General features: G+C 61.7%; 21 protein-coding genes. 9 read left to right on the forward strand and 12 right to left on the reverse strand.

Going from position 1 to position 23104, the window contains the following annotated elements; translation table 11 throughout:
- Window positions 1-14 precede the first annotated feature (14 nt).
- The 4 genes from IM739_RS21775 to IM739_RS21790 are packed head-to-tail and all read left to right on the forward strand — an operon-like array spanning window position 15 to window position 4659.
- Window positions 15-1634 (forward strand): phytoene desaturase family protein, encoded by a 1620-nt coding sequence (locus IM739_RS21775; RefSeq protein ID WP_237371716.1) that lies wholly within the window; start codon window positions 15-17, stop codon window positions 1632-1634.
- On the forward strand, window positions 1621-3180 hold the full coding sequence (locus IM739_RS21780; protein WP_237371323.1) for a phytoene desaturase family protein: 1560 nt from the start codon (window positions 1621-1623) through the stop codon (window positions 3178-3180). Before IM739_RS21775 ends, IM739_RS21780 begins: the two co-directional genes overlap by 14 nt.
- Window positions 3177-4397, forward strand: coding sequence for an aminomethyltransferase family protein (locus IM739_RS21785; RefSeq protein ID WP_237371324.1), 1221 nt, complete (start codon window positions 3177-3179; stop codon window positions 4395-4397). The genes IM739_RS21780 and IM739_RS21785 overlap by 4 nt, the downstream gene beginning before the upstream one ends.
- 10 nt (window positions 4398-4407) lie before the next feature.
- Window positions 4408-4659: a hypothetical protein gene (locus IM739_RS21790; RefSeq protein ID WP_237371325.1), complete on the forward strand. Its 252-nt coding sequence runs from the start codon at window positions 4408-4410 to the stop codon at window positions 4657-4659.
- A 19-nt stretch (window positions 4660-4678) separates the two neighbouring features.
- Here IM739_RS21790 and IM739_RS21795 read toward each other — a convergent pair whose 3' ends face one another.
- From IM739_RS21795 to IM739_RS21805, 3 genes are read right to left on the reverse strand one after another with little or no spacing between them, the layout of a single operon-like run.
- Complete coding sequence (locus IM739_RS21795) at window positions 4679-5785, reverse strand: ABC transporter ATP-binding protein (RefSeq protein ID WP_237371717.1); 1107 nt, start codon at window positions 5783-5785, stop codon at window positions 4679-4681.
- 7 nt (window positions 5786-5792) lie between these two features.
- A complete protein-coding gene (locus IM739_RS21800; RefSeq protein WP_237371326.1) occupies window positions 5793-6614 on the reverse strand; it encodes an ABC transporter permease in 822 nt (273 codons plus the stop codon).
- A complete protein-coding gene (locus IM739_RS21805; RefSeq protein ID WP_237371327.1) occupies window positions 6611-7531 on the reverse strand; it encodes an ABC transporter permease in 921 nt (306 codons plus the stop codon). The genes IM739_RS21800 and IM739_RS21805 overlap by 4 nt, the downstream gene beginning before the upstream one ends.
- 222 nt (window positions 7532-7753) lie before the next feature.
- On the opposite strand from IM739_RS21805, the gene IM739_RS21810 reads away from it, so the two are divergent.
- The gene (locus tag IM739_RS21810; protein WP_237371328.1) at window positions 7754-9166 is read left to right on the forward strand and encodes an aminotransferase; all 1413 of its coding nucleotides are present in this window, start codon (window positions 7754-7756) and stop codon (window positions 9164-9166) included.
- An 80-nt stretch (window positions 9167-9246) separates the two neighbouring features.
- On the opposite strand, the gene IM739_RS21815 is transcribed toward IM739_RS21810, so the two are convergent.
- The 7 genes from IM739_RS21815 to IM739_RS21845 all read right to left on the reverse strand — a co-directional run bounded on the left by IM739_RS21815 (window position 9247) and on the right by IM739_RS21845 (window position 16274).
- Entirely contained in the window at window positions 9247-10446 is a 1200-nt protein-coding gene (locus IM739_RS21815) for an aromatic ring-hydroxylating oxygenase subunit alpha (RefSeq protein WP_237371329.1), read from the reverse strand.
- Window positions 10447-10761: 315 nt separating this feature from the next.
- Window positions 10762-11976, reverse strand: a complete 1215-nt coding sequence (locus IM739_RS21820) for an FAD-dependent oxidoreductase (RefSeq protein WP_237371330.1) — start codon at window positions 11974-11976, stop codon at window positions 10762-10764.
- 1 nt (window position 11977) lies between these two features.
- Entirely contained in the window at window positions 11978-13186 is a 1209-nt protein-coding gene (locus IM739_RS21825) for an Atu1372/SO_1960 family protein (protein WP_336886421.1), read from the reverse strand.
- A gap of 52 nt (window positions 13187-13238) precedes the next feature.
- Window positions 13239-13892 carry an amino acid ABC transporter permease gene (locus IM739_RS21830; RefSeq protein WP_237371332.1) on the reverse strand — a complete coding sequence of 218 codons (654 nt, stop codon included), beginning with the start codon at window positions 13890-13892 and terminating at the stop codon, window positions 13239-13241.
- On the reverse strand, window positions 13889-14545 hold the full coding sequence (locus IM739_RS21835; protein ID WP_237371333.1) for an amino acid ABC transporter permease: 657 nt from the start codon (window positions 14543-14545) through the stop codon (window positions 13889-13891). The genes IM739_RS21830 and IM739_RS21835 overlap by 4 nt, the downstream gene beginning before the upstream one ends.
- Before the next feature lie 10 nt (window positions 14546-14555).
- Window positions 14556-15326 (reverse strand): amino acid ABC transporter ATP-binding protein, encoded by a 771-nt coding sequence (locus IM739_RS21840; protein WP_237371334.1) that lies wholly within the window; start codon window positions 15324-15326, stop codon window positions 14556-14558.
- Between the two features lie 66 nt (window positions 15327-15392).
- On the reverse strand, window positions 15393-16274 hold the full coding sequence (locus IM739_RS21845) for an ABC transporter substrate-binding protein (protein WP_237371335.1): 882 nt from the start codon (window positions 16272-16274) through the stop codon (window positions 15393-15395).
- 168 nt (window positions 16275-16442) lie between these two features.
- Here IM739_RS21845 and IM739_RS21850 point away from each other — a divergent pair, with 168 nt between their 5' ends.
- The 4 genes from IM739_RS21850 to IM739_RS21865 all read left to right on the forward strand — a co-directional run bounded on the left by IM739_RS21850 (window position 16443) and on the right by IM739_RS21865 (window position 21307).
- On the forward strand, window positions 16443-17498 hold the full coding sequence (locus IM739_RS21850; RefSeq protein ID WP_237371336.1) for a GlxA family transcriptional regulator: 1056 nt from the start codon (window positions 16443-16445) through the stop codon (window positions 17496-17498).
- A 357-nt stretch (window positions 17499-17855) separates the two neighbouring features.
- A complete protein-coding gene (locus tag IM739_RS21855; protein WP_237371337.1) occupies window positions 17856-19004 on the forward strand; it encodes a mandelate racemase family protein in 1149 nt (382 codons plus the stop codon).
- 10 nt (window positions 19005-19014) lie between these two features.
- Window positions 19015-19629 carry an SGNH/GDSL hydrolase family protein gene (locus IM739_RS21860; protein WP_237371338.1) on the forward strand — a complete coding sequence of 205 codons (615 nt, stop codon included), beginning with the start codon at window positions 19015-19017 and terminating at the stop codon, window positions 19627-19629.
- A gap of 79 nt (window positions 19630-19708) precedes the next feature.
- On the forward strand, window positions 19709-21307 hold the full coding sequence (locus tag IM739_RS21865) for an ABC transporter substrate-binding protein (protein ID WP_237371339.1): 1599 nt from the start codon (window positions 19709-19711) through the stop codon (window positions 21305-21307).
- 198 nt (window positions 21308-21505) lie between these two features.
- On the opposite strand, the gene IM739_RS21870 is transcribed toward IM739_RS21865, so the two are convergent.
- Together IM739_RS21870 and IM739_RS21875 are read right to left on the reverse strand one after the other, a co-directional pair.
- Window positions 21506-22267, reverse strand: coding sequence for an ABC transporter ATP-binding protein (locus tag IM739_RS21870; protein WP_237371340.1), 762 nt, complete (start codon window positions 22265-22267; stop codon window positions 21506-21508).
- Window positions 22267-23103, reverse strand: a complete 837-nt coding sequence (locus IM739_RS21875; protein ID WP_237371341.1) for an ABC transporter ATP-binding protein — start codon at window positions 23101-23103, stop codon at window positions 22267-22269. Before IM739_RS21875 ends, IM739_RS21870 begins: the two co-directional genes overlap by 1 nt.
- Window position 23104 lies beyond the last annotated feature (1 nt).

Below are 23104 nucleotides of genomic sequence, written 5' to 3' on the forward strand. Positions count from 1 at the left end.
TGATTGGGGGCAACATGAAGACCCATGACGTGGTGATGATCGGCGGCGGTCACAACGGCCTCGTTGCCGCCTGCTATTTGCAGAGGGCCGGCCTCGATGTCCTGGTGCTTGAAAAGAACGACTGGGTAGGAGGAGCGGCCACCAGCCGCGAGCTGACGCCCGGATTTGTCTATTCCAACTGCTCCTATGTCTGCTCACTTTTCCGGCCGGAAATCATGCGTGATCTCGAACTGCCGAAACATGGGCTACAGATCATCTCCTATGAGGGCGGTGCGGTCTTCACCCGTGACGGCGACTATCTGGCCTCCTACCGGGATCACGACAGCCACCGGCGCGAATTCGCTCGCTGGTCGAAGCGCGATGCGGAGGCCTATGAGCGCTATGCCCGCGACGTGACGCGCCAGTGCCGCTTTATCCAGCCTCTGCTGATGCGGACGGCACCGGATCCCTTTTCCTTCAAGCCGCGCGACATCGGCGAACTTCTGTTTCTCGCCAGGCGCTTCGGGGACTTTTCGGCCGCAGAGATGGCTGCGACGCTTCGCTTTTGGACCATGTCCATCTCGGATTTCCTAGACGAGTACTTCGAGACCGATGTGGTCAAGGCCTATCTCGCCCTTTCCGGCATCATCGGCACCGCGCTCGGGCCGATGTCGCCCGGCACGGCTTACGTGCTGCTGCATCACTACATGGGGGAAGTCGACGGATCGGTCGGCGCCTGGGGCTATGCCCGCGGCGGCATGGGGGCGATCAGCCGGGCGCTTGCCAGTTCTTTCCAGGCCTCCGGCGGCACGATCCGCACCGGCGCCGATGTCGACAAGGTACTGACACGCGGCGGCGAAGCGACGGGCGTGGTGCTGGCCGATGGCGAGGAAGTGCGCGGCCGGACGATCGTCTCCAATGCCGATGTCAAACGGACCTTCCTCAAGCTCGTGGAGGAAAAGGACCTGCCCGAACGCTTCGTGCACCGGGTCCGCCACTTCAAGATGCGCGGCTCGTCGGGCAAGCTCAACATCGCCCTCGACAGCCTGCCGGAATTTCCGGCCCTGCCGCAGGGCTCCACCTGTATTCGCGGCGACATGCATTTCACCGACAGCGTGGAGCGCATGGAACGGGCCTATGACGACTGGAAGGACGGGCGCTGGTCGACAGATCCTTTTATCGACATGATGATCCCGACCACGCTCGATCCGACCATGGCGCCGCCGGGCAAGCATTTCATGAGCTGCTTCGTGCAGTACTGTCCGCCGAAGGTTGAAGGACGCGACTGGACGGATGCCGACCGCGACGCGTTTGCCGAAACCGTCGTCAGCCAGATCGCGGCCTATTCGCCGGGCTTCCGCGACCGCATCCTGCACATGGAAGTGCGCACGCCGCGCGAGATCGAGGCGGAGGTCGGGCTGACTGAAGGCAATATCTTCCAGGGCGAGCTGACTTTCGACCAGTTGCTGTTCAACCGACCGGTGCCCGGCTATGCGCAATATCGCAGCCCGGTGAAGGGGCTCTATCTCTGCGGATCCTCAACCCATCCCGGAGGCGGAGTGATGGGGGCTCCGGGCCGCAACGCCGCTTCGGAAATCCTGCGCGACCTCAAGCGGGGCCGGCAACACATGAGTGGGGCCCATGACGTCATTTGATGCGATCGTGATCGGTGGCGGGCACAACGGGTTGACCGCAGCGGCAGCCCTGTCCAAAAGCGGGAGGAAGGTCGTGGTTCTGGAGGCGCATGAGAAGGCCGGCGGTGCACTACGCGGTGATAGCTTTCATCCGGGCTTCCAGGCGAACGGTCCCGCCCAGATCGTCAACCGGTTGGATCCGGATGTGGCGAAGCTTCTCGCCCTGCCCGACAACTTGGCAGGCGGGCGAGACGTTCCGACCGTAGTGCTGTCTGCTCGGGTGGAGCCCGCCATTCTGGAAAGTGCCTATGGCGAACGAATCAGAGGCGTCTCCAAGAACGAGGCAGACCGGTTCAGGCTCCTGCGGGACACGTTGATCTCACAAGCCGGGATCCTGCGGCGCTTCCTCAAGCGTACGCCTCCACCGCTCAAGGCTGTCGGGATTTCAGACCTTGCTGCGCTGGGGTCGGCAGGTCTCGCGCTTCTGCTCAAAGGTCGCGAGGAAAGCCGGGACTTCCTGCGCATGCTGCTGATGAATGTCGCCGATATCGGCGACGAATACCTGACCGACGATCGCCTGAAGGCGCTCATCGCCTTTGACGCCACACTCGGCGTCCAGCTTGGTCCACGTTCTCCGACCTCCCTGCTCGGCCTTTACTATCGCCTGACGGGCGAGGTGAACGGGCATGTCGGTGGCCAGTTCGTGCCCGAAGGGGGCGTGGCCGCGCTTGGCGAAGCCTTCGTCGCGGGCGCACTGAAGGCCGGTGTAACGATCAGAACCAGTGCTCCCGTCGCCCGCATTCTGGCCGACCGGGGTGTCGTCAGCGGCGTCGTGCTGGAAAGCGGCGAGACGTTCACGGCACCGATCATCGTCGCCGCCATTCATCCAAAAACAACGTTCCTCACCCTCATCGACGCCGCCGAGATCGGCACCGGTTTCCGTCGCGCCATCGGCAATATCCGCTCGCTGGGCAATGTCGCCCGGCTCGACCTGGCCCTCGATACGCCCCCTTCCTTCACCGGAGTGCCGCAGGACGCGCTCACCGGCAGGCTGGTGATCGGACGGTCGATGGAGCATGTGGAAACCGCTTTCAATCCCTCGAAATACGGCGAGCTTCCGGCAGATCCGGTGATGGAGGTGATGCTGCCGAGCCTGGCGCAGCCCTCGCTTGCACCGTCAGGCGCCGCAACGCTGTCGGCTCTCATCCCGTTTGTGCCCTATGCGCTGAAAGAGGGCTTGAAGCACGGGCGAAGCCGACTGGAGGCCGCAGCACTTGCCGTTCTGGAACGACATGCGCCGGGCATTGGCCGCTCCGTGCGGGCCGTCCGTGTGATGGCACCACCGGATATCGAGGCCGCCTACCACATTCCGGGCGGGCACTGGCACCATGGCGAGTTGCAGGCCGATCAACTGCTGGTGAACCGGCCCGTGCACGCCGCCTCGCGCTACAGCACGCCGCTCCAGGGGCTGTTCCTCGCCAGTGCCGGATCGCATCCCGGCGGCGGCATTTCAGGCCTGCCGGGTCTGCTCGCGGCGCGCCAAATCCTTGCCGGAGACAGACGATGAACATCGAGACCGCCCAGCGCCGTGCCGGACAAATCCACATCACGGCTCCCCGTCTGGAAACGCCTTTCCATCCGCGCATCGCGGCTCTGTCGACCACCAACGACTGGTATTCGTGGGCAGGCTACAAGGCGCCGCACTCGGTCTTCGACGATGAGCTCGAATATTTCGCGATCCGCTCCACGGCGGCCCTGTTCGACATCTCGCCGATGATCAAATACCGCATACGCGGAGCCGATGCAGAACGTTTCCTCAATCGCCTGACGCTGCGCGACGTGCGCAAGCTGAAGCCCGGACGCGTCCAGTATACCGCGTGGTGCGACGATCACGGCCATGTCCTGGATGACGGCACCCTGTTCCGGCTGGCGGAGACGGATTTCCGCCTCTGCTGCCAGGAGCGCCACCTGCCCTGGCTGACCGACAGTGCCGTGGGTTTCGACGTGACAATCGATGAGGAAACCGAGACGGTGGCCGCCGTAGCCTTGCAGGGACCCACCAGCTTTGCGGTGCTCGACACGGCAGGGTTTGGCGGCATCGAGACCCTCAGGCCCTTCCAGCTGGCACGTTTCGACCACGAGGGTCGCGAGATCACCATCTCTCGGACCGGCTTCACCGGCGACCTGGGCTACGAGCTTTTCGCGCCCGCCGACCTTGCCCTGTCATTGTGGGATCGGATCTGGAGTTCCGGCCACTTGTTCGGCCTTCAGGCGATCGGATATGGCGCACTCAATCGCGCCCGCATCGAAGCCGGATTCATCGTCGCCAATACCGACTTCACCACCGCGGAGGCAACGCTGCGCACCGACCGCGTACGTCTACCCGACGAAATCGGCCTCGACTGGCTGGTGGATCTTGAAAAGCCCTTCTTCAACGGTCGCGACGCAATCCTCGGGGCGCGGCGGACAAAATCGCTGAAGCACATCCTTGTGGGTCTCGAAATCGAGGGAAACATCGCTGCCGAGCATGCCCTTGTCTATCATCGCAGGACCCGGGAAGCCGGGATCGTCACCGCCGGCATCTGGTCGCCGATCGCCAAGCGCAATATCGCGATCGCCACGCTCGCACACCCCTATGGCGAACGCATTCTCGACGATCTCTGGGTGGAGATCTATGCGCTGCGGGAACTGCAGTACCAGAAGCTGATGAAGCGCGCCAAGATCGTGCCGCGCCCCTTCATCAGACTGGACCGACGCACGGCAACGCCGCCGGGCCGGTTCTGAGGCATCGAGCATGGACGCGGATCCGGACAGCGAGACCGAAGCGCAATGGGAGAACATCACGCTTCCACCGGGCATCGAATGGTCCGGCCGCGCCCGCTATGGTGCGGCCATGTATTTCTATGCTTGCGGGGAAATGGACGTCCAGACACTGGAAGTTTACCGCTATCTCGCCCGTCTCGATGCTGAGGAACCCGCTGACGTGTTGCGGCGCTATCGCGTCGGCGACAGCTGGCTCGAAAAGCTGGCGCGCCGCAGCCGCTGAATGGATCCGACCCATGTGATCAGTCGGGCTTGCGAATACGATCCTCGGTCTCGTCATCCGCGAGCGCGACGAACGCCTCCGGATCATAGGCGAGCCGGATCGGTTCGCCGATCGGAAGGTCATCTGCACCATAGGTATTGGTCTCGACCATGGAAAGCGGCTGTTCCAGCCCGTCAACCTGGACGCTCAGATGTGTCGTCTCGCCAAAGTAGGCCCGGTTTGTGACCCTGCCCTGCAACTCGTGGTCGGCGCGCTCGCCGTCCCAGAGCAGACGCAGCCGTTCAGGCCGGATGCCGAGCGTGATCCTGTCGCCCGCCCGCCCGCCCGAGGCCGCAGCGGCAAGCCGCAGCCGGCCGAAATGTTCGGTCTCGACAGCCAGCATGTCACCGGCCTTGTCGACGACCTTGCCGGACAGAAAATTCATGCCACCGAGGAAATCTGCCGTCAGCCGCGTCAGGGGATGCTGATACAGTTCCTTCGGCGTGGCCACCTGGGCGATCCGCCCACCGAACATGACGGCGATCCGATCGGACAGCGCCAGCGCTTCGTATTGGTCGTGGGTGACCAGGACGAAGGTAATTCCGACAGCCTTCTGCAGGGCGCGCAATTCGGACTGCATCTCCTCGCGCAGTTTCTTGTCGAGGGCCGACAACGGCTCGTCGAGCAGCAGCACCTTGGGGCGCAACACCAGCGCCCGGGCAAGCGCGACGCGCTGCCGCTGGCCGCCGGACAGTTCATGACCGCGTCGTTTTCCGAGGTGGCCGAGCCGCACTTGATCCAGAGCATCGCCGACGCGGCGGCGTTCCTCGGCCGCGCCAATCTTCAAGCGCTTCAGGCCGTAGGACACGTTCTCCTCCACGTTGAGATGAGGGAAGATGGCATAACTCTGGAAGACCATGTTGGTCGGCCGGCGGTTCGGCGGGACACCGATCACCGACTGGCCGTCGATCCTGATGTCGCCGGAGCTCGGTGTCTCGAAGCCTGCGATGGAGCGCAGCAGCGTGGTCTTTCCGCATCCGGACGGGCCGAGCAGCGAGAAGAACTCACCGGCAGCGATATCGAGCGAGACATCGGTCAACGCCTTGTAGATTCCGTAGAACTTGTTCACCCCCGAAATCGCGATCATCGGCATATCAGACATGGGCTGCGGCTCCGGTAGAAAGCTGCCGCGCAGTGCGCCGGCGCAGGAGTTCGGCAGCGACGAGCAGACAGATGGACAAGGCAAGCATGATGCTGCCGAGCGCGAGAACGCCAGGAAGCTTAGCGGCAAAACGCAATTGTCCCCAGATGTAGACGGGCAGCGTCGGCTCGGTGCCGGACAGGAAGAAGGCGAGCAGGAACTCGTCGAGTGATATGGTGAAGGAGACCAGAAGGCTGGACAGGATGGCAGGTGCTACCACAGGCAAGGTGACCCTTCGGAAGGTGCCGAAGGCGGTTTCACCGAGGTCCAGCGAGGCCTCCTCCAGCGACCGGTCGAAACCGTCGAACCCTGCCGTCAGTACGGCCATCGAATAGGGCAGGCAGAAAACCACCTGACCGAGGATGACGGTCACGAGCGAGAGCTCTGCGCCGACCTGAAGCACGATCATCAGCAGCGAGACGGCGACGATGATCTCAGGCAGGAACAGCGGCGCCATGATCAGGCCGTTCGCGGCCCGCCGCCCCCGGAATCGATAGCGGGTTACCGCCCGGGCCGCGCAGATTGCCAGCCCTGTCGACAGGACTGACACACAGATGCCGACGACGAGGCTGTTGAAGGCGGCATCCAGCATCTCCCGATTGCCCCACAACGAGGCGTACCACTTCGTCGTAAACCCGGCGAGCGGGAAGCGCGTGGCGGCGGCATTGTTGAAGGAAAAGACTGGAAGCAGCAGGATGGGCAGATAGAGGAACCCAAGATAGAGTGTCATATAGACCGGCAGCACGCGCCAGCGGGACAGCTTCAGCACGGTCATCGGATACGCCTCGCCGCAAGTTTGAGCAGAAGCGCGCAGGCGCCAGCCATGACCGAAACAATCGCCATGGTGGTGACCGACAGGGCGGCACCAAGCGGCCAGTTGGCCGCCTTGCCGAACTGCGCCTGGATGGCGGTGGCAATCATCACCCCGTCCTTGCCGCCAACGAGGCGCGGTGTCACATAGTCGCCGACGGTCGGAATCATGACGATAAGCATGGCCGATATGACCCCCGGCATGGAAAGCGGCAGGACGATACGCAGAAAGCTCCGCACCGACCCGTCACCGAGGTCGCGCGCCGCTTCGACAAGCGACCGGTCGATCTTCTCGAGCGACACGTAGATCGGCAGGATGGCGAAAGCGGCCCAGCTATGGACAAGAGTGATGGCCACGGCATTGGAGTTATAGAGAAGCGAGGCAATCGGCTCATTGATGACGCCGAGCGACATCAGCCCCGTGTTCAGGACACCCTGATAGCCGAGGATCATCTTCCACGACATGACTCTGAGCAGGTAGCTCGTCCAGCAAGGTACCGTGATCAGGAAAAGCAGCAGGTTCTTGTGGCGGCCTCCGTGAAAGGAGATGAACCAGGCCACCGGATAGGAAACAACAACCGTGACAACGGAGACGACAAGGGAGATCGCCAGCGAGCGCAGCAGCAGATCGCGGTAGATCGGCTCCGTCAGGGCAATACGGTAGTTTTCGAAAGTGAAACTGCGATCGATCTCCAGGTAGTTCTGCGTCCAGAAGCTGTAGGCGAAAACTGTGAGGATCGGAATGCCGAGCAGAAACAGGGCGTAGAGGGCGGTCGGAGAAATGAGAGCGAGCCCCGCCGCCTCTTCCCCGCGCAGCCATGACGGCCTTGCAGGCGGGGCATTGTTCGCCGCACTCGACGATCGATCCACAGCCAGCGCCATCAGCCGCCCTCCCAGGGGCCCGCGTGACAACAGGCGTAATGCAGCAATCGATGCATGGCTGCCCTCCGGCTTTCCGCCTCTTCCGTTTCGTTTCGCATGATGAGCGCAAATGTTGACGAAATGCAAGCACTCATCCATCGAATCTGATTGAACGTCCATTCAATATGGTGCTATTCTTCAATCAAATTCAGACGCTTGAAGCGATACAAAAAGAGGTTCGCAATGGCAGCCATCCGAAACTTCGAGACCATGTCCGCAACCGAACGCCAGGAATTCGTCGATGCTGCCAAAGGACACCTGATCCAGCCCTGGCCGGTTGCCGGCGAGATCGGCGCGGAGGCACGGGGCGGCATCGTCGGTGGCAACGGCATCTATGTCACCGATATCGAAGGGCGCAGGCTCATCGACGGCCCCGCCGGCATGTGGTGCACCAATGTGGGCCATGCGTGCGAGCCTATCGCCCGAACCATGTACGAACAGGCGATGACGCTCTCCTACAATTCGCCCTGGTACACGGCGAGCGAACCATCGGTTCGCCTGTCACGACGCTTGGCGGCCCATGCACCCGGCGATCTCGACCATGTTTTCTACACGACCTGCGGATCGTCGGCGGTCGAAACGGCACTGCGCTTCATGCAGTTCGCCAACAATGTCCACGGTCGCCCAACCAAGAAGATGATCATCGCCCGCCAGGGCGGTTATCACGGATCCACTTTCCTCTCCGCTTCCCTGAACGGCCGCCCCCGCGACCATGACTGGATGGACAGCGCGCAGGACATGGTGATCAAGCTTTCCTGTCCCAATCCGTTCCGCCGCTCGGTCGGCCTGTCGGTCGAGGCCTTCTGCGACACCCTCATCGACGAATTCCGCACTGCTATCGAGACGCATGGGGCCGAAACCATCGGCGCCTTCGTTGCCGAACCGATCATGGCCTCCGGCGGCGTCATCGTACCGCCAGCCGGCTACCTTACCCGCATGCGAAAATTGTGCCGCGACAATGACATCCTCTTCATCGCCGACGAGGTGGTCACCGCCTTCGGCCGCCTCGGCCATGTCTTTGCCTCGAAAGACGTTTTCGGCATCGAACCTGACATCATCACGTTCGCGAAGGGCGTGACCTCCGGATACTTCCCGCTCGGCGGCATGATGATCTCGGCGGGGCTTCTGGAAAGGTTGCGTCACTCCAACCATCCCGAGGCGATGTTCGCCCACGGACTGACCTATAGCAGCCACCCGATCGGCTGCGCCGTCGCGGAAACCAATCTCGACCTGCTCGAGGGCGGCCTTCTCGCCCATGCCCGCGACATAGCACCCTACTTCCAGGCGCAGTTGAAGACGCTCGAGGATCTGCCGCTCGTGGGCGAAGTTCGCGGGCTCGGACTGATGGCCTGTGTCGAATGCGTCGCCGACCGCAAGAGCAATAATCCCTTGGCGCTCGACCTCGAGGTCGGCAAGCGGATCGACGCCCATTGCCAGCAGCTCGGCCTGCTGGTGCGACCGCTGATCCACATGTGCGTGATGTCGCCGCCACTTACGATCACGCGACCGCAAATCGACGATCTCGTCTCCATCCTGCACCAGGGCATTGCGCTCACGCAGGACGAACTGGTCCGTGAAGGTTTGTGGAAGGGCTGAAACCAGGTTCAAAATATGGGAAGCCGGCGACATGCCGTTGCCGCCGGCAATTAATGTCGCGCCGATGAAGGTTCAGCCGCTCAGATCCTGTTCGACATCCGTGCATTCACTTCAGCCATGCGCTCTTCCTCCGGCGCCTCGTCGAGGGTCATCACCGGCAGCACCGCACGCAGATGGTCGTGATGGGTGCGCACTCCATATTCCAGGTCGGAAAGGTAGAAACCGGCAAAGGCTCGTGACGTCATCGCCTCGTTGGACCAGACGGTGAGTTGCACGTCCTCGGCCATCGTGTCCCGGTCGATGCGGGCGGCGAGATAACGTGCGAGACGCTCGGCCCTGCCCTCGTCGCGATAGCGATAGATCGCGCCGCGAAGCTGGGTCCTGCCGCGTGTGATCGGGAACTCCTGGTAGAACTGCACGCTTTCCGGCGTCACCGCGATGACGTTGTTTGGAAACAGGCCGTAGTAGATCCACGCATGGCGCAGTTCCGGCGGAAGTTGCGTCGCCGGCGGCGCGACGGCGCGGTACTGTCGTACGCTCCAGCGCCGGCCCGCATGGGGATTGTAAGTGGCAAACGAACGGCAGATCCCACCGACGAAGGGCTCGTCAAAATAGCTGGAACCGTAGAGATCCTGCAGCGCTGGATGCGCCATCGCGACATGGTAACCTTCGTTGTCGACGTCGCGCACCGACTTCCAGTTGACCGGCGACTCGTGACCCCAAAAGCCAGTGGTCGGGATCATGTCGCGGGTCCGGTAATGTGAAAGCTCCGCTTCAAAGGGTTTCATGAGCTCGGCGACAGTTGCCTGCGGACCCGGCTTGAGGCGGATGAAAACGAAGCCGAGCCAGACTTCCGTCTCGATGCCGGCAAGCGAAAAATCATTCTTGTCGAGCGGTGGAAAACTGTCCGGTCGCGAGGGGCCCCGCAACGTGCCGTCAAGGTTGTAGACCCAGCCATGAAACGGACAGACCAACGCGCCGCGGCACATCCCGGCCTCAGCGGTTACCAGCCGAGAGCCACGATGCCGGCAGACATTGTTGAAGGCGCGGACATCACCCGCCTTGTCGCGCAGGACGAGAACCCTCTCACCCACCATGTCGAGGGTGATGTAGCTGCCCGGTTCCGGCACGTCGGAGACATGACAGGCTATCTGCCAGTGGCTGCGAAAGACATGTTCCTTCTCGAGTTCGAGCAGAGCGTCCGAATGGTAACACCACCCGGGCAGTCCCCGTCTGTCCCACTCCTTCGGCACGGCGATATCCCGGACAAGCTCGTTCATGGCGCCCTCATACTTGCTGAACGTTCATTCAATATAAGCACGAATACCGCTCGAAGGAAAGCGCTTGGGCGGGAGGACGCGGCTGGAGCATGGCGACATCGAGGTTAAGGACGATGCGAGGATTGAAACGACCTTGAATCCGGTACGAAAGCGTTCAATCTCCGTCGTTTCTGGCTCGGTGACTACGTCCGCGCCTTCCCTCACAAAGGATATCATTGTCGCGATCTTATCCGATGGCGTGACCAGAAGAGTTTGCAAGAAGCACTTCCCGGTTCGCTCGGCGGACACCGCCATTTTACGCGGCCGACATGCGCATTATCTGGCGATGAGATCAGCGACACGCCGGGCGGAGCCGAGAGCGAGCGTCCAGCCGAGCATGCCGTGACCGATATTCAGGTACAGTCCTCGGGTTCGGCGCGAGGCGCAGATGATCGGCTGTGATGAAGGCGTGGTGGGGCGTTCGCCCGACCATATGGTCTCGTCAGTGCTCGCAGCCTTAAATTCCGACAGAACCGAGGAAGCGGCAGTTCGCAGGGCACCGAAGCGTTCGCCATCGAACCCGGCACCGACGGCCGTGATATCGGCGAGGCCTGCGACGCGAAACCGGTCGCCGATGGCGGCAAAGGCCAGCTTGCGTTTGACGTCGGTGAGACTGACACGCGGCGAGCCCGCGGTCAGGGGAATGGTCAGCGAGTAGCCGCGCACCGGGCGAATGGCGCGCGCCTCCGGTACCTCGCGAGAGAGGAGCGGCGCTCCCGGCCCAGCGGCCAGAACCGCCATATCGACGCCAAGATCGTCACGATCCAGAAAACGAATGGCGCGCAGCCTTTGATTGACCGTGCGAAAGCCGCAAACTCGGTGGCCGAGAAGCGTCGTCATTCCGTATTCGCGAACGAGGTGGTTCGTGAGCGCGCGGCAATAAACGGCCGCATCACCGAGTGCGTCGCCGGGCGTATAGACCGCACCCGCAATCTCGCCTTGATAGAGGCGGAGCGCCGGTTCGATCTCCTCGGCACCCTCCCGGTTAAGCATGCGCTGCTCGATGCCGAGCCCGTTCTTCCTGTCAACCGCCCTACGGGCTGCCTGGAAACTCGCGGCATCGCCGTAGAGGTGCAGCTTGCCGGCAAGCCGATAGTCGAAGGCAATTCCCGTCTCGCGCAGCAGCGTGGCAAGCTCCTCGCGCGAGACGGCTGCAAGATCGAGGATGGAACGTGTGTTTGTCCACCAGCGGCGGGGTGATGCGTTGGCGAGAAAACGCAGCCCCCAGATCAGGAAGTCGGGATCGGCCTGCCAGCCTATGCGAAAGGCGGGGTCGCGACCGAGCATTATCCCTGGCAAATGCCGGATCAGCGCGGGTGAGGCCATGGCATCGCCATAGGCCCATGACAATTGAGCGGCGTTGCCGGCGCTGGCGCCCGAGCCGGGCGCGCCGGCGGCGTCGATCAGTGTGACCCGATATCCGCGCCGCGCCATCATATAGGCGGTACTTACGCCGACGACACCGGCGCCGATGATAGCGATGTCCGCCATGTCAGCCGCCCTCCCCCATGACGGTCGCAGTCAATTCGATTTCGACCGGAACACCGCGGGGCAGCGACGAGACTCCGACGGCAATCCGAGCATGAGACCAACGATCCGGAAAAAGTTCGCGCAGCAGTTCGGATGCCCCGTCGACGACCGCCCCATGCCGGGTGAAATCGGCACTTGCCGCGACATAACCGGCAAGGCGGACAAAGCCGCTCACCCGCTCCAATCCGCCTGCCCTTCGATCCAGTTGCGCAAGCGCATTGAGGAGTGCCCACCGAGCGCATTCCTGACCGTCCTCGATCGATACGTCCTGCCCCAGATGCCCCGTCCTTAGAACCTTTCCGTCTTTCAACGGTACCTGGCCGGAGACCGTCACGACGTCGCCATTTCGCACGGCGCCGGCAAAGGAACCCGGCGGCGTCTGCGCTTCCGGCAGGATCAGTCCGAGCGCCGCCAGCCGGTCTGCGATCGACGATCCGCCGGAATCCCTTTTGCACGGAGCCTCGACACGGGACGCAGCGTGATCGACGAAAGTTTTGAGGATGTATCGGTCAAGGGCGGTCAGCCGATATTCCGGGTGCCATTGGACGCCCAGAGCAAAACCGGATGTCTCCCCTTCAAATGCCTCGATGACACCATCCGGCGCGCGCGCCACGACCCGGAAACGGCCCGACCCGGCAAGGGCGTGGCGATGAAGGCTGTTGACGCTCACCTTTGAATCGCCAAACCAGGCGGCAAATGAGCTACCCGGATCAACCGTTATCTCGTGCGCCAGACGATCAGGTATGTCACGCGGCATATGCACCGTTTCACCATCGGCAGAAGTCTCCGGTAGATCCGTGACGAATGTGCCGCCGAGGCTTTCGCCGATGAGCTGCATGCCATGGCAAATGCCGAGCAGCGGCTTGCCGATGTCGAGCGCCTGTCGAACGAGAGCTCTTTCGAAGGCGCTGCGCTGCGCCGTGACTTCGACACCGGGGCGTGCGCCGGTGATCATGATCCCGTCCGCAATGGCGAGCGCAGCGGAGATTCCGTCCAGCGCATGGGGCAATATCAGCGGGATCCCGCCTGCCTCGGCAATGGCTTCTGCATAGTTCACGCGCACGACATATTCCCGCTCTGTGGCGGCATCTGAGGTTTCAAGAAGATCCGGGGTCATCAGGATAAGGGGTTTGCGAAAGACGGAGCTGATTTCCCGAGGCTCAGTTTGCATGCGGTTGATACGACGGCTTTGGGTGGTCATCATCTATGCCTTGTCGGAAGGATCATCGAACGGCGAGACGCCGTGAGAGCAGGGAAAACGGCCAGGCAATGAGGAAATAACAGAGCCCGACGGCGCAATAGATCTGAAGAGGCAGGAAGTATTCCGTTGCCATCGCCCGCCCGGTCAACACCAGTTCATCGACCGTGATCAACGAAGCGAGCGAGCTGTCTTTGAGCAGCGAAACGAAAGTGACGATCAGGGGCGACAAGACCACCCGCACAACCTGGGGCAGGATGATGAAGGTGAAACACTGGCGGGGCGTGAAACCGACGGCCAGTGCCGCCTCCCGCTGTCCCTTCGGGATCGCCAGCATGCCGGCGCGAAACACTTCCGCCACCTGCGCCGCGAAGCAAAGGGCAAGGCCCAGCATGGCAGCGGTAAAGGCATCGAAGGTTATGCCGACCCCGGGAAGCCCGAAGTAGAGAAGAAAGAGCACGGCAAGAAGCGGCACGCCACGCGCGACCGTCACGTAGAGGCTCGCGAAATGCCTCAGCGCTGGCACACGAGACCCTTGGCATAGCCAGAGGACAAGTCCGAAAACCAGAGCCAGGACGAAGGCCGAGATCGACAGGAGTGCCGTCTTCGTCATTGCGTCGAAAAGCAAGGGCAACCACTCGCCGCCATACTCGATATAAGGCTGGAAGAAGCCGGTCATTTCACTCTCCCGTAGCGATTTTCGAGCGCCCTCGTGACCTGCATCAGCGGCAGGCTCATGACGAGGTAAAGACCGGCGGCCGTGGCGTAGATCAGCGTTGTCTGGAAGGACGAGGTCACCATGGAGCGGGCATAGAACATGATTTCAGGTGCGGCGATGGCGGACACCACCGACGTATCCTTCAAGAGCTGAACCGCAAAATTGCCGAGCGATGGCAGGGCGATGCGCATTGCCTGCGGCGTGAGGATGGTGAAGATCGTCTGAAGCGGCGTAAAACCGGCAGCGAGTGCGGCTTCCGTCTGTCCGGCAGGAAGCGACTTGAAACCTGAGCGAAAGATGTCGCAGGTGACCGCTGCCCCGATCAGCCCGAGACCCAAGATTGCCGCGCCGATCGAAGAGAGGCGGAAGCCAAGCCCCGCCAGCCCGAAATACAGGATGAACAGATGCGACAGCGCCGGAACGTTGCGGAAGAACTCCACATAGGCATCGATCAGACCAGAGAGAATCCTCGAGCGAGAAAACTGCCGGGCGAGCGCCAGGATAAACCCGAGCGATAGACCGAATGTCAGCGCCGACAGTGTGACGACAATGGTGATGCCGGCACCACGCGCGAGGCCCTGCAGGATGGTGAGGAATGTGTCCAGACCGGTCATGACAAGCCCCTCAATGCCGGATCTGCTTGAGAAAGGCTTGTGTGCGCGGCTCCCGAGGCGAGCTGATCACATCGCGCGCCGCGCCCTCCTCGACAATCACGCCACCATCGAGGAACATCACCCGATCGGCGACGTCACGTGCAAATGCGATTTCGTGGGTAACGAGCAGCATTGTCCGCCCTTCGCTTGCCAGTTCCTCGATGACCTTCAGCACCTCGTGCACCAGTTCAGGGTCGAGAGCCGAGGTCGGCTCGTCAAAAAGCATCAGCTTGGGTTTCTGCGCCAGGGCACGGGCGATGGCGACGCGCTGCTGCTGTCCACCGGACAGCTCGAGCGGCGATGCACTGGCTCGATGCGACATGTGCGCCTTGGCGAGCATCTCCATGGCAAGTTCTCGGGCTTCAGCAGACGAAAGCCGTCGCACCTTGCGGGCCGCAATGGCGACGTTTTCCAGAACCGACAGATGCGGCCAGAGATGAAAGAGCTGGAACACCATGCCCATCTGCGCCCGCTGAGGTGCGAGTTGCCGGTCGCTCATGACGTGCTCACGCCCATCTCGCCCGATTGGTCGGACGCCGACGCGTTCACCGTCGAGCCTGATGTCGCCGGCAGACGGTTTTTCAAGAAAGTTCAGGCAACGCAGGCAGGTGGATTTGCCCGAGCCCGAAGGACCGATCAGCGCAATCTTTTCGCCCGCCTTTACATTGAAATCGATGCCTTTCAGGACGTCCACCGGGCCATAGCTCTTCCGCAGTCCTGTCACGCTCAACAGTACCGACATCACCGTTCTCCTCGTCTTTTTCAGCTGAGATTGGGGCCGCCTTTTTGCGGCCCCAATGGATGCCGGTCAGCCGCCTGCAGCGCAGGACGGCAGCTTGTAGTCGGCGGGGCGATCGACGCCGGCCCGGAAATTGTCTCCCGACGGGGTGAACCAGACGTCGGCAGACAGGCCGTAGCGGGCGCCGATCGCCTTCATTTCGCAGCTCTTCCACATCTCGGCGATGATGGCGTCCATCTTCTGGCGCAGGTCATCATTCTTCTTGTTGATGCCGTAGACGACCTGTCCGAGGCCGGTCAGAAGCGGAAAATCAGCGTTCTGGTCGGTAAAGGCGAGGAACTGCATGTTCCAATCCGGGTTCTGTTTGATGGCATAGGAGACAACCGGCGGATCGCCGATCACTGCCTCGATGCGACCTGCGATCAGGTCCCGCACCGCAGCGTCTGACGTGTCGTAGAGCGACAGTTCCAAGCCCTTGATCTTCTTCAATTCAGGCACGAAAGAGAATCCGGTGATGGTGCCGACTTTCTTGCCTTCGAGATCCGAGAGCTTGTCCCAGTTCGTCTTGGTCGACTGCATGATGCCGTTCTTGAAGTAATGGATCGGCTCGGACAACGTCATGATCTTCGTGCGCTTTTCCGTCCAGCCCATGGTACCGAGCATGACGTCGACGCGGCCGGCCTCAACCGAGGCGATCGTGCCCGACCACTCCATCAGCGCCGGCTGAATCTTGAGCCCCAGCTTGTCGGCGATCTTCTGCATGATTTCGCCGTCATAGCCGATCAACTTACCGTCCTGCCAGCCGGAGCCCGGCATGTCGCCGGTGAAGGCCACCGTCAACTTGCCGTCCTCTGCCAGTTCAAATGCCGTCGCCCTGGGCGTGAACGCGGGATAGCTCGCAGCTGCCAGCAGGGCGCACACCACCACCCTTCTCGAAAGAGAAAGTGTCATCGATTCGATCCTTTTTTCTATTGAGTTCCCCAAGCCACGGAGTTCTTCTCCCCGGCCGTCTCATCTGACGCCTGCAAATCTGGCAGTCATCGGCTTGCGTGAATTTTATAAATCGGACATTCTCTTTGAAAATTCGACGCGTGCGAGCTCGTCTTGCTGGAGAGCGGCATGAATTCCGATGATGTGCCGACGTTATCCGCACCGACCGAGACGGGGTATGTTGAATGGCTGGACGGGATCTGGTCGCGGCGTCTGCAGGCGTCACGGGAGCGCAGACCGGATCTTTCGGTCGGGATACTGCTGTGGCCAACCTTTCCGATGATGTCGCTTACCGGCATCGTCGAGCCTTTGCGCCATGCAGCCGACTTCGCCGACAACTCCCGCCCGCTCCACTGCCGCTGGTCGATCATGGGTGGACCGGGTCACGCGGTGGCGGCAAGCTGCGGCATTCGCGTGCACGCAGACTCGCCCTATATCAACCCGACGGATTTCGACTACATCGTCGCGATTGGCGGGCTTCTCCCCCACCTGCGGGCTGCATCCCGTCAGCATCGCGACTACTTGCAGGTTGCGGCCGCGGCAAACGTCCCGATCATTGGAGCCTGCACGGGCGTCTTCGTCCTTGCGCAGGAAGGATTGCTTGAGGGCAGGAAAGCCTCTGTCCATCCTTTTCATGCCGAAGATTTCCGCGTCGCCTTTCCACGCATCGCATTTTCGAGCCGCGACGACTTTCTGGTCGACAACGGCCGGATCACCGTACCGGGTGGCGTTTCGATCCTTTCACTGATGACCGAACTCATTCGTCAGCATTGCGGCCCGGACCGGGCAGCCAAGGCCGTGCACCAGCTTTCCCTGACCGAACACAAGACGATGAGCGCTTTCGACCATGGCCGCGCTTCGGTTTTCCGTCATGTTGGCGACACCCGCATACAACGAGCGTTGGTCCTGATTGAAAGCAGAAAGGGGCAAGACGTTTCCCCGGAAGAGGCTGCGCGCGTCGCGGGTCTCTCTCCACGCCAGTTCACCCGGCTTTTCCGGCAGCATATCGGTGTCACGCCAAAACGGTTCATTCTGGAAACCAGGCTGCGTTATGCGCGCTTCCTCGTCGAGAACGGCGCCATGTCCATGACCGAGATCGCATTCGAAACCGGCTTTTCCGATTCGGCTCACCTAGCGACTGCCTTCAAGCAGAAATATGGTCATCCACCGACCACATTCCGGTAAGCTGCGGGTTCAACACATGGGACCCTCTCCTCAATATCCCGGATCAAAAACCTAGCGAGCCGTTCAGGCTGTCACCCATGGAGATGCATGCCTTCTCCGGGAAGCCGGTTTTCATTGACCGCCTCTGTCATGACGGCATGGAGGCAGCTGGGCAGCGTCGCCTCCAGCTTCTGGAGCGGCGAATAAAGGCTCTCCTCCTAGGCACCGTTACCGGAACCTGCAAACCCATGAAGCGCCGGCCTGCCGCCTGACGCACATAAATCCTCCATTCCTGTATTACAGGTTTGACACAAATCGCTCTTTTGTGCATAACCTAACAGACAGGATGGAGATTTGTCTGGGGGACCATAAGCAATCATGAACATTTCCGAAGTTTTCGTCCGGCGATTTCTAACCACAACGCGTCGACACTCCGACAGCGCCGGTCACGCGCATCCCGGTCCGCCGCACAAGGTGGAGCAGGCCCTTTTGACCATCAGAACCGAGGATGGCCAAGAGGGACACTCCTTTACCGCGCCAGAGATCGTTCGGCCGCACGTGATCGAAAAATTCGCCAAGAAGGTCCTGATCGGTCAGGACCATCGCGACCGTGAACGGTTGTGGCAGGACCTCGCGCACTGGCAGCGCGGTTCTGCGGCGCAGTTGACGGACCGCACGCTGGCCGCGATCGATTGCGCCCTTTGGGATCTCGCGGGGCGGACGACCGGCCAGCCTGTATACAAGTTGATCGGGGCTTATCGCGACAAGGTGTTGGCGTACGGATCGATCATGTGCGGCGACGAACTCGAGGGCGGCCTGGCGACGCCCGAGGACTATGGACGTTTTGCTGAAACACTGGTCCGGCGCGGCTACAAGGGGATCAAGTTGCATACCTGGATGCCGCCGGTCAGCTGGGCTCCGGACGTGCGCATGGACCTCAAGGCTTGCGCGGCGGTGCGCGAGGCAGTCGGCCCTGACATCCGACTGATGATCGACGCTTTTCACTGGTATACGCGCAGCGATGCGCTCGCGCTCGGGCGCGGGCTCGAGAAGCTCGGTTTCGACTGGATCGAGGAACCGATGGACGAGCAGTCCATGAGTTCCTACCAGTGGCTAGCAGATAACCTCGACATCCCGGTCGTCGGGCCCGAAAGCGCTGCGGGCAAGCACTGGCACCGTGCGGAATGGGTGAAGGCGGGCGCTTGCGACATTCTGCGGACGGGAGTCAATGATGTTGGCGGCATCACGCCGGCACTCAAGACCATGCGTATGGCGGAGTGCTTTGGCATGGATTGCGAGGTCCACGGCAACACGGCGATGAACCTGCATGTGGTGGCCGCATCCAAGAATTGTCGCTGGTACGAGCGCGGTCTGCTGCACCCCTTCCTCGAATATGACGACGGGCATGACTACTTGAAGTCCCTCTCCGACCCGATGGATCAGGACGGCTACGTGCATGTGCCGGATCGCCCGGGGCTTGGAGAGGACATCGACTTTGACTTCATCGAAAACAACCGCGTCGGATGAAGGTAGGGCGATGAGGACGATACTGGCATTCGGTGACAGTCTAACCTGGGGCGCGGATCCGGCGACGGGATTGCGGCACCCGGAAGAATGGCGCTGGCCCGAGGTCCTGGAAAATGAGCTGGCCGATGGCTACCGCGTGATCTCCGAAGGCCTCGGAGGTCGCACGACCTGCCATGACGATCACACAGGCCCCTGCTGCCGCAATGGAGCCAGGGCGCTGCCCGTGGCCCTCGCGAGCCACATGCCGCTCGACCTCGTGATCGTCATGCTGGGCACCAATGATCTGAAGCCTGCCCATGGAGGTCGCGCCGAGGCTGCCGTGTCCGGCATGCGACGGCTGGCGGAGATCGTCGAGACCTTTCCCTACAAGCCGCGGCGCTCGGTCCCGAAATTTCTCCTTGTGGCACCGCCAGCCTGCACGAGCGAAAGGGCAGGACGAAGTCTCGCCGAAGCCGCCCGTCTTTCGCCGCTCTACCGGGCGCTGGCCGAAGAAATTGGTGTGCATTTTTTCGATGCCGGGACAGTTGCAACGGCATCCAGCATTGACGGGGTCCATCTCGACAGAGAGCAGACCCGCGCCATCGGACGGGCGCTTGCCGCGCCGGTCCGCCGTCTACTCGCCTGAACACTGCCGTTCGTGGAGGAACGGTCGCGTTCTCAACATTGAAGGCCATCCACGTTCGTGGGGCCGAAAGGGAGGAAGCATGAGGAAGTTCTTTCTATCCGTCGCCATCGCAGCATTGCTGTCTGGTGCCGCACCCGTGGGAGCCCTGGCGGAGACGCCGGCTGATCAACTTGTCGTCGCGACGACGATGAACAATATCCTGACCCTCGACCCGGCCGCCATCACGGGCCGCGAGACGGTGCAGGTACTCAACAATGTCTACGACACGCTGGTCATGCTCTCGCCACAGGATCGAAGCCTTCAGCCGCGGCTCGCGGAGAAGTGGGAGATCGCCGAGGATCGTCTGTCGATCCGCTTTCATCTGCGCAAGGATGTTGCCTTCGGATCAGGCAATCCGGTCACCGCGCAGGATGTGGCATGGAGCCTCAAGCGTCTGCTGACGATCAATCTCGCGCAGTCGTCATTCCTGAAGACGCGCGGCTTCACGCTTGAGGCGGCGGACGAGCATTTCGTAGTGGAGGACGACCATACCTTCGTTCTGAAGCTGCCGCGCGCGGACGATCCGAACCTCCTGCTCATGATTCTGGCCCAGAATGGTCCGGGATCCATTATCGACAGCAAGGCCGCGCTTGAGAACGAAGCAAATGGGGACCTCGGAGCAGCCTGGCTGACGACGAATTCAGCCGGTTCGGGGCCTTTTACCCTCACCCAATGGAAGTCGAACGAATTCATCATCCTGACCCGCAATGACGCCTATTGGGGATCGGCACCTGCCATGCGTCGGGTCCTCCTCCGCCATCTTCCGGAATCGCAGTCCCAGCGTCTGATGATCGAAAAGGGCGACATCGATGTCGCCTATTCGCTGCAGGCGCCAGATCTCAAGGCGCTTGAAGCAGACGCCGCGATCACGAGCGAATCCGTTCCCGGTTCCGGATTCTACTATCTGGCCGTTTCGATGAAGGACGAGCGGTTTGCAAACAGGAAGGTGCGGGAAGCCCTGCGGTACCTGATCGACTACGAAGGTATCGACCAGGCAGTCATGCCCTTCTACGGCAAGCTGCATCAACGATCGCTGAGTTCCGGCGTCATGGGCTCCCTGCCGAACCAGGGCTACAGGCTCGATGTCGAGAAGGCGAAGGCTCTCCTCGCCGACGCAGGCTACCCGAACGGCTTCCAGGCGACGCTGCGCGTGCTCTCGGAGGACCCTTTCCTCAAGGCCGCGACCGCAATCCAGAACACGCTTGGCCAGGCCGGCATCGAGGCGGAATTGATCAGTGGATCCGGTGACCAGATCTACGGTGCCATGCGCGAGCGCAAGTTCGAGCTGCTTGTCGGGCGTGGCGGTGGCGGGCAGCAGCCCCATCCGGACAACAATCTTCGTTCCATGGCCTACAACCCGGACAATTCGGACGAGGCCAAGCTCACGAACTATCAGAGTTGGCGCACCAGTTTTCAGGATGTGAAGCTCAACGAGATGATCGAAGCGGCGCTGGTCGAACGTGATCTGGCAAAGCAGACCAAGCTCTATGAGGAGCTGCAGGTCTACATGGATGAAATCGTCATGCCCATCCAGCCCTTCTCTGAAGTCGTCGATACGGCGGCCTTCCGCAGCGATGTCAAAGGGCTGATCGTCAGCCCCTGGCTTTCCCGCTTCGAAGGCATCACCAAGACGCGGTGAACCAACTCCAATGCGGCCGGCGGAGCCGGCCGCATTGGGATCTTCATGCTATTCCTCCCAAGGGACGAAGGGGCGCGTGGAAACACGCGCCCCTTCATTTTCATGGCGGCACGGACGTCCGATCAGCGATCGGATAAACGGGTTAGGCCCGGCTTATGGCCGGGCCTTCACAGACAGTCGCGATGTGAACCATTCAGCTCAACGCGCGCCTTCGTATTCGAGCGAGGCGGCGATCAATTCCCGCGCATAGGGATGTGTCGCTCCATTGCCGAGGATCGCCTCATGCGGAAGGATCTCGGCAACCTCGCCGTGCTGCATCACCGCAAAGCGATCACACATATGATCGACGACGGCCAGATCATGGGTGACCATGATATAGGTAAAACCGCGCTCCTCGCGCAGGCGCTGCAGAAGATTGAGAATCTCCGCCTGGATGGAAACGTCCAGCGCCGAAGTGGGCTCGTCGAGCAAGAGCAGCGATGGCTCCAGGATCAGGGCGCGCGCAATGGCGACCCTCTGTCGCTGCCCCCCGGACAACTGATGGGGGAACCGATCCAGAAAGGACACGGGAAGACCGACATCGGTGATGGCACGACGTATTCTTTCCTCGCGATTGCTCATCCCGTGAATCACCAGAGGTTCGTTGAGCACGGTTCGGACGGACTGGCGCGGATGCAGCGAGCCATAGGGATCCTGGAACACCATCTGCAGCGTGCGGCACCGTTCGACAAGGGGGATGTCGCGAACGGATCGGCCGGCAATCTTCACGTCGCCTTTCCAGAAGTCGGTCAGCAGGGAGAGGCAACGGAGCACGGTGGACTTGCCGGAGCCGGATTCCCCGACCAGGCCGAAGCACTCGCCGGCCTTCACCTCAAAGGAAACGCCGGGCAATACCTTCGCGGCCGAAGGGCCGGACCCGAAGACGATGGAGAGGTCGCGAACATTGACGGTTACCGACATCAGGCCATTTCCTCCAGCCACTCCGGTTTGCGATCCAGCACCGCCAGCGGCTGGCGACTGCCGCCGACGCGAGGTTGCGCCGCCAGCAGGCCCTGCGTATAGGGGTGACGAGCCTGATCCAGTTCACTCGCCTTGAGCGTCTCGACGACCTTTCCCGCGTACATGATCAGCGCGCGGTCGCAGAAGTTTCGCACGAGGTTCAGATCGTGGCTGATCATGATCAGTCCGATGCCTCGATCGCGGACCAGCCCGTCGAGGATGTTAAGCACCTGAAGCCGGACGGTTACGTCCAGGGCTGAAGTCGGCTCATCGGCGATGACGAGATCGGGATCCGCCAACAGCATCATCGCGATCATCACGCGTTGCCCCATGCCACCGGAAATCTCATGCGGATAGAGATTGAAGACGCGCTCCGGATCTCGGATCTTGACGGCTTCCAGCATGGCAACGGCCTTCTGGTGTGCCTCGGTCCGTGTGCATCTGAAATGACGCAGGTAGGTTTCAGCCACCTGATCGCCGACCTTGCGGATCGGATTGAGCGAGAACTTGGGATCCTGCAGGATCATCGACATCCGGCGTCCGCGGATCTTCAGCATTTCCCTTTCGCTTAGCGAAAGCAGGTCGCGCTGATCGAAACGCAGTCTGTCGGCAGTGATCGTCGCTCCCGGCAGCAGGCGCAGAAGGGCCCGGCCGACCGTCGATTTGCCCGAGCCAGATTCGCCGACAATCCCGAGACGCTCCCGACCCAACTGGAAGGACACGCCACGTACGGCCTCGACGGGTGCGTTGGCATAGCGGATGCGGAGGTTCTCGACGTCGAGTACGGTTTCAGTCATC

Source organism: Rhizobium sp. SL42 (assembly GCF_021729845.1).
In the GTDB taxonomy this organism is placed as follows: Bacteria; Pseudomonadota; Alphaproteobacteria; order Rhizobiales; family Rhizobiaceae; genus Allorhizobium.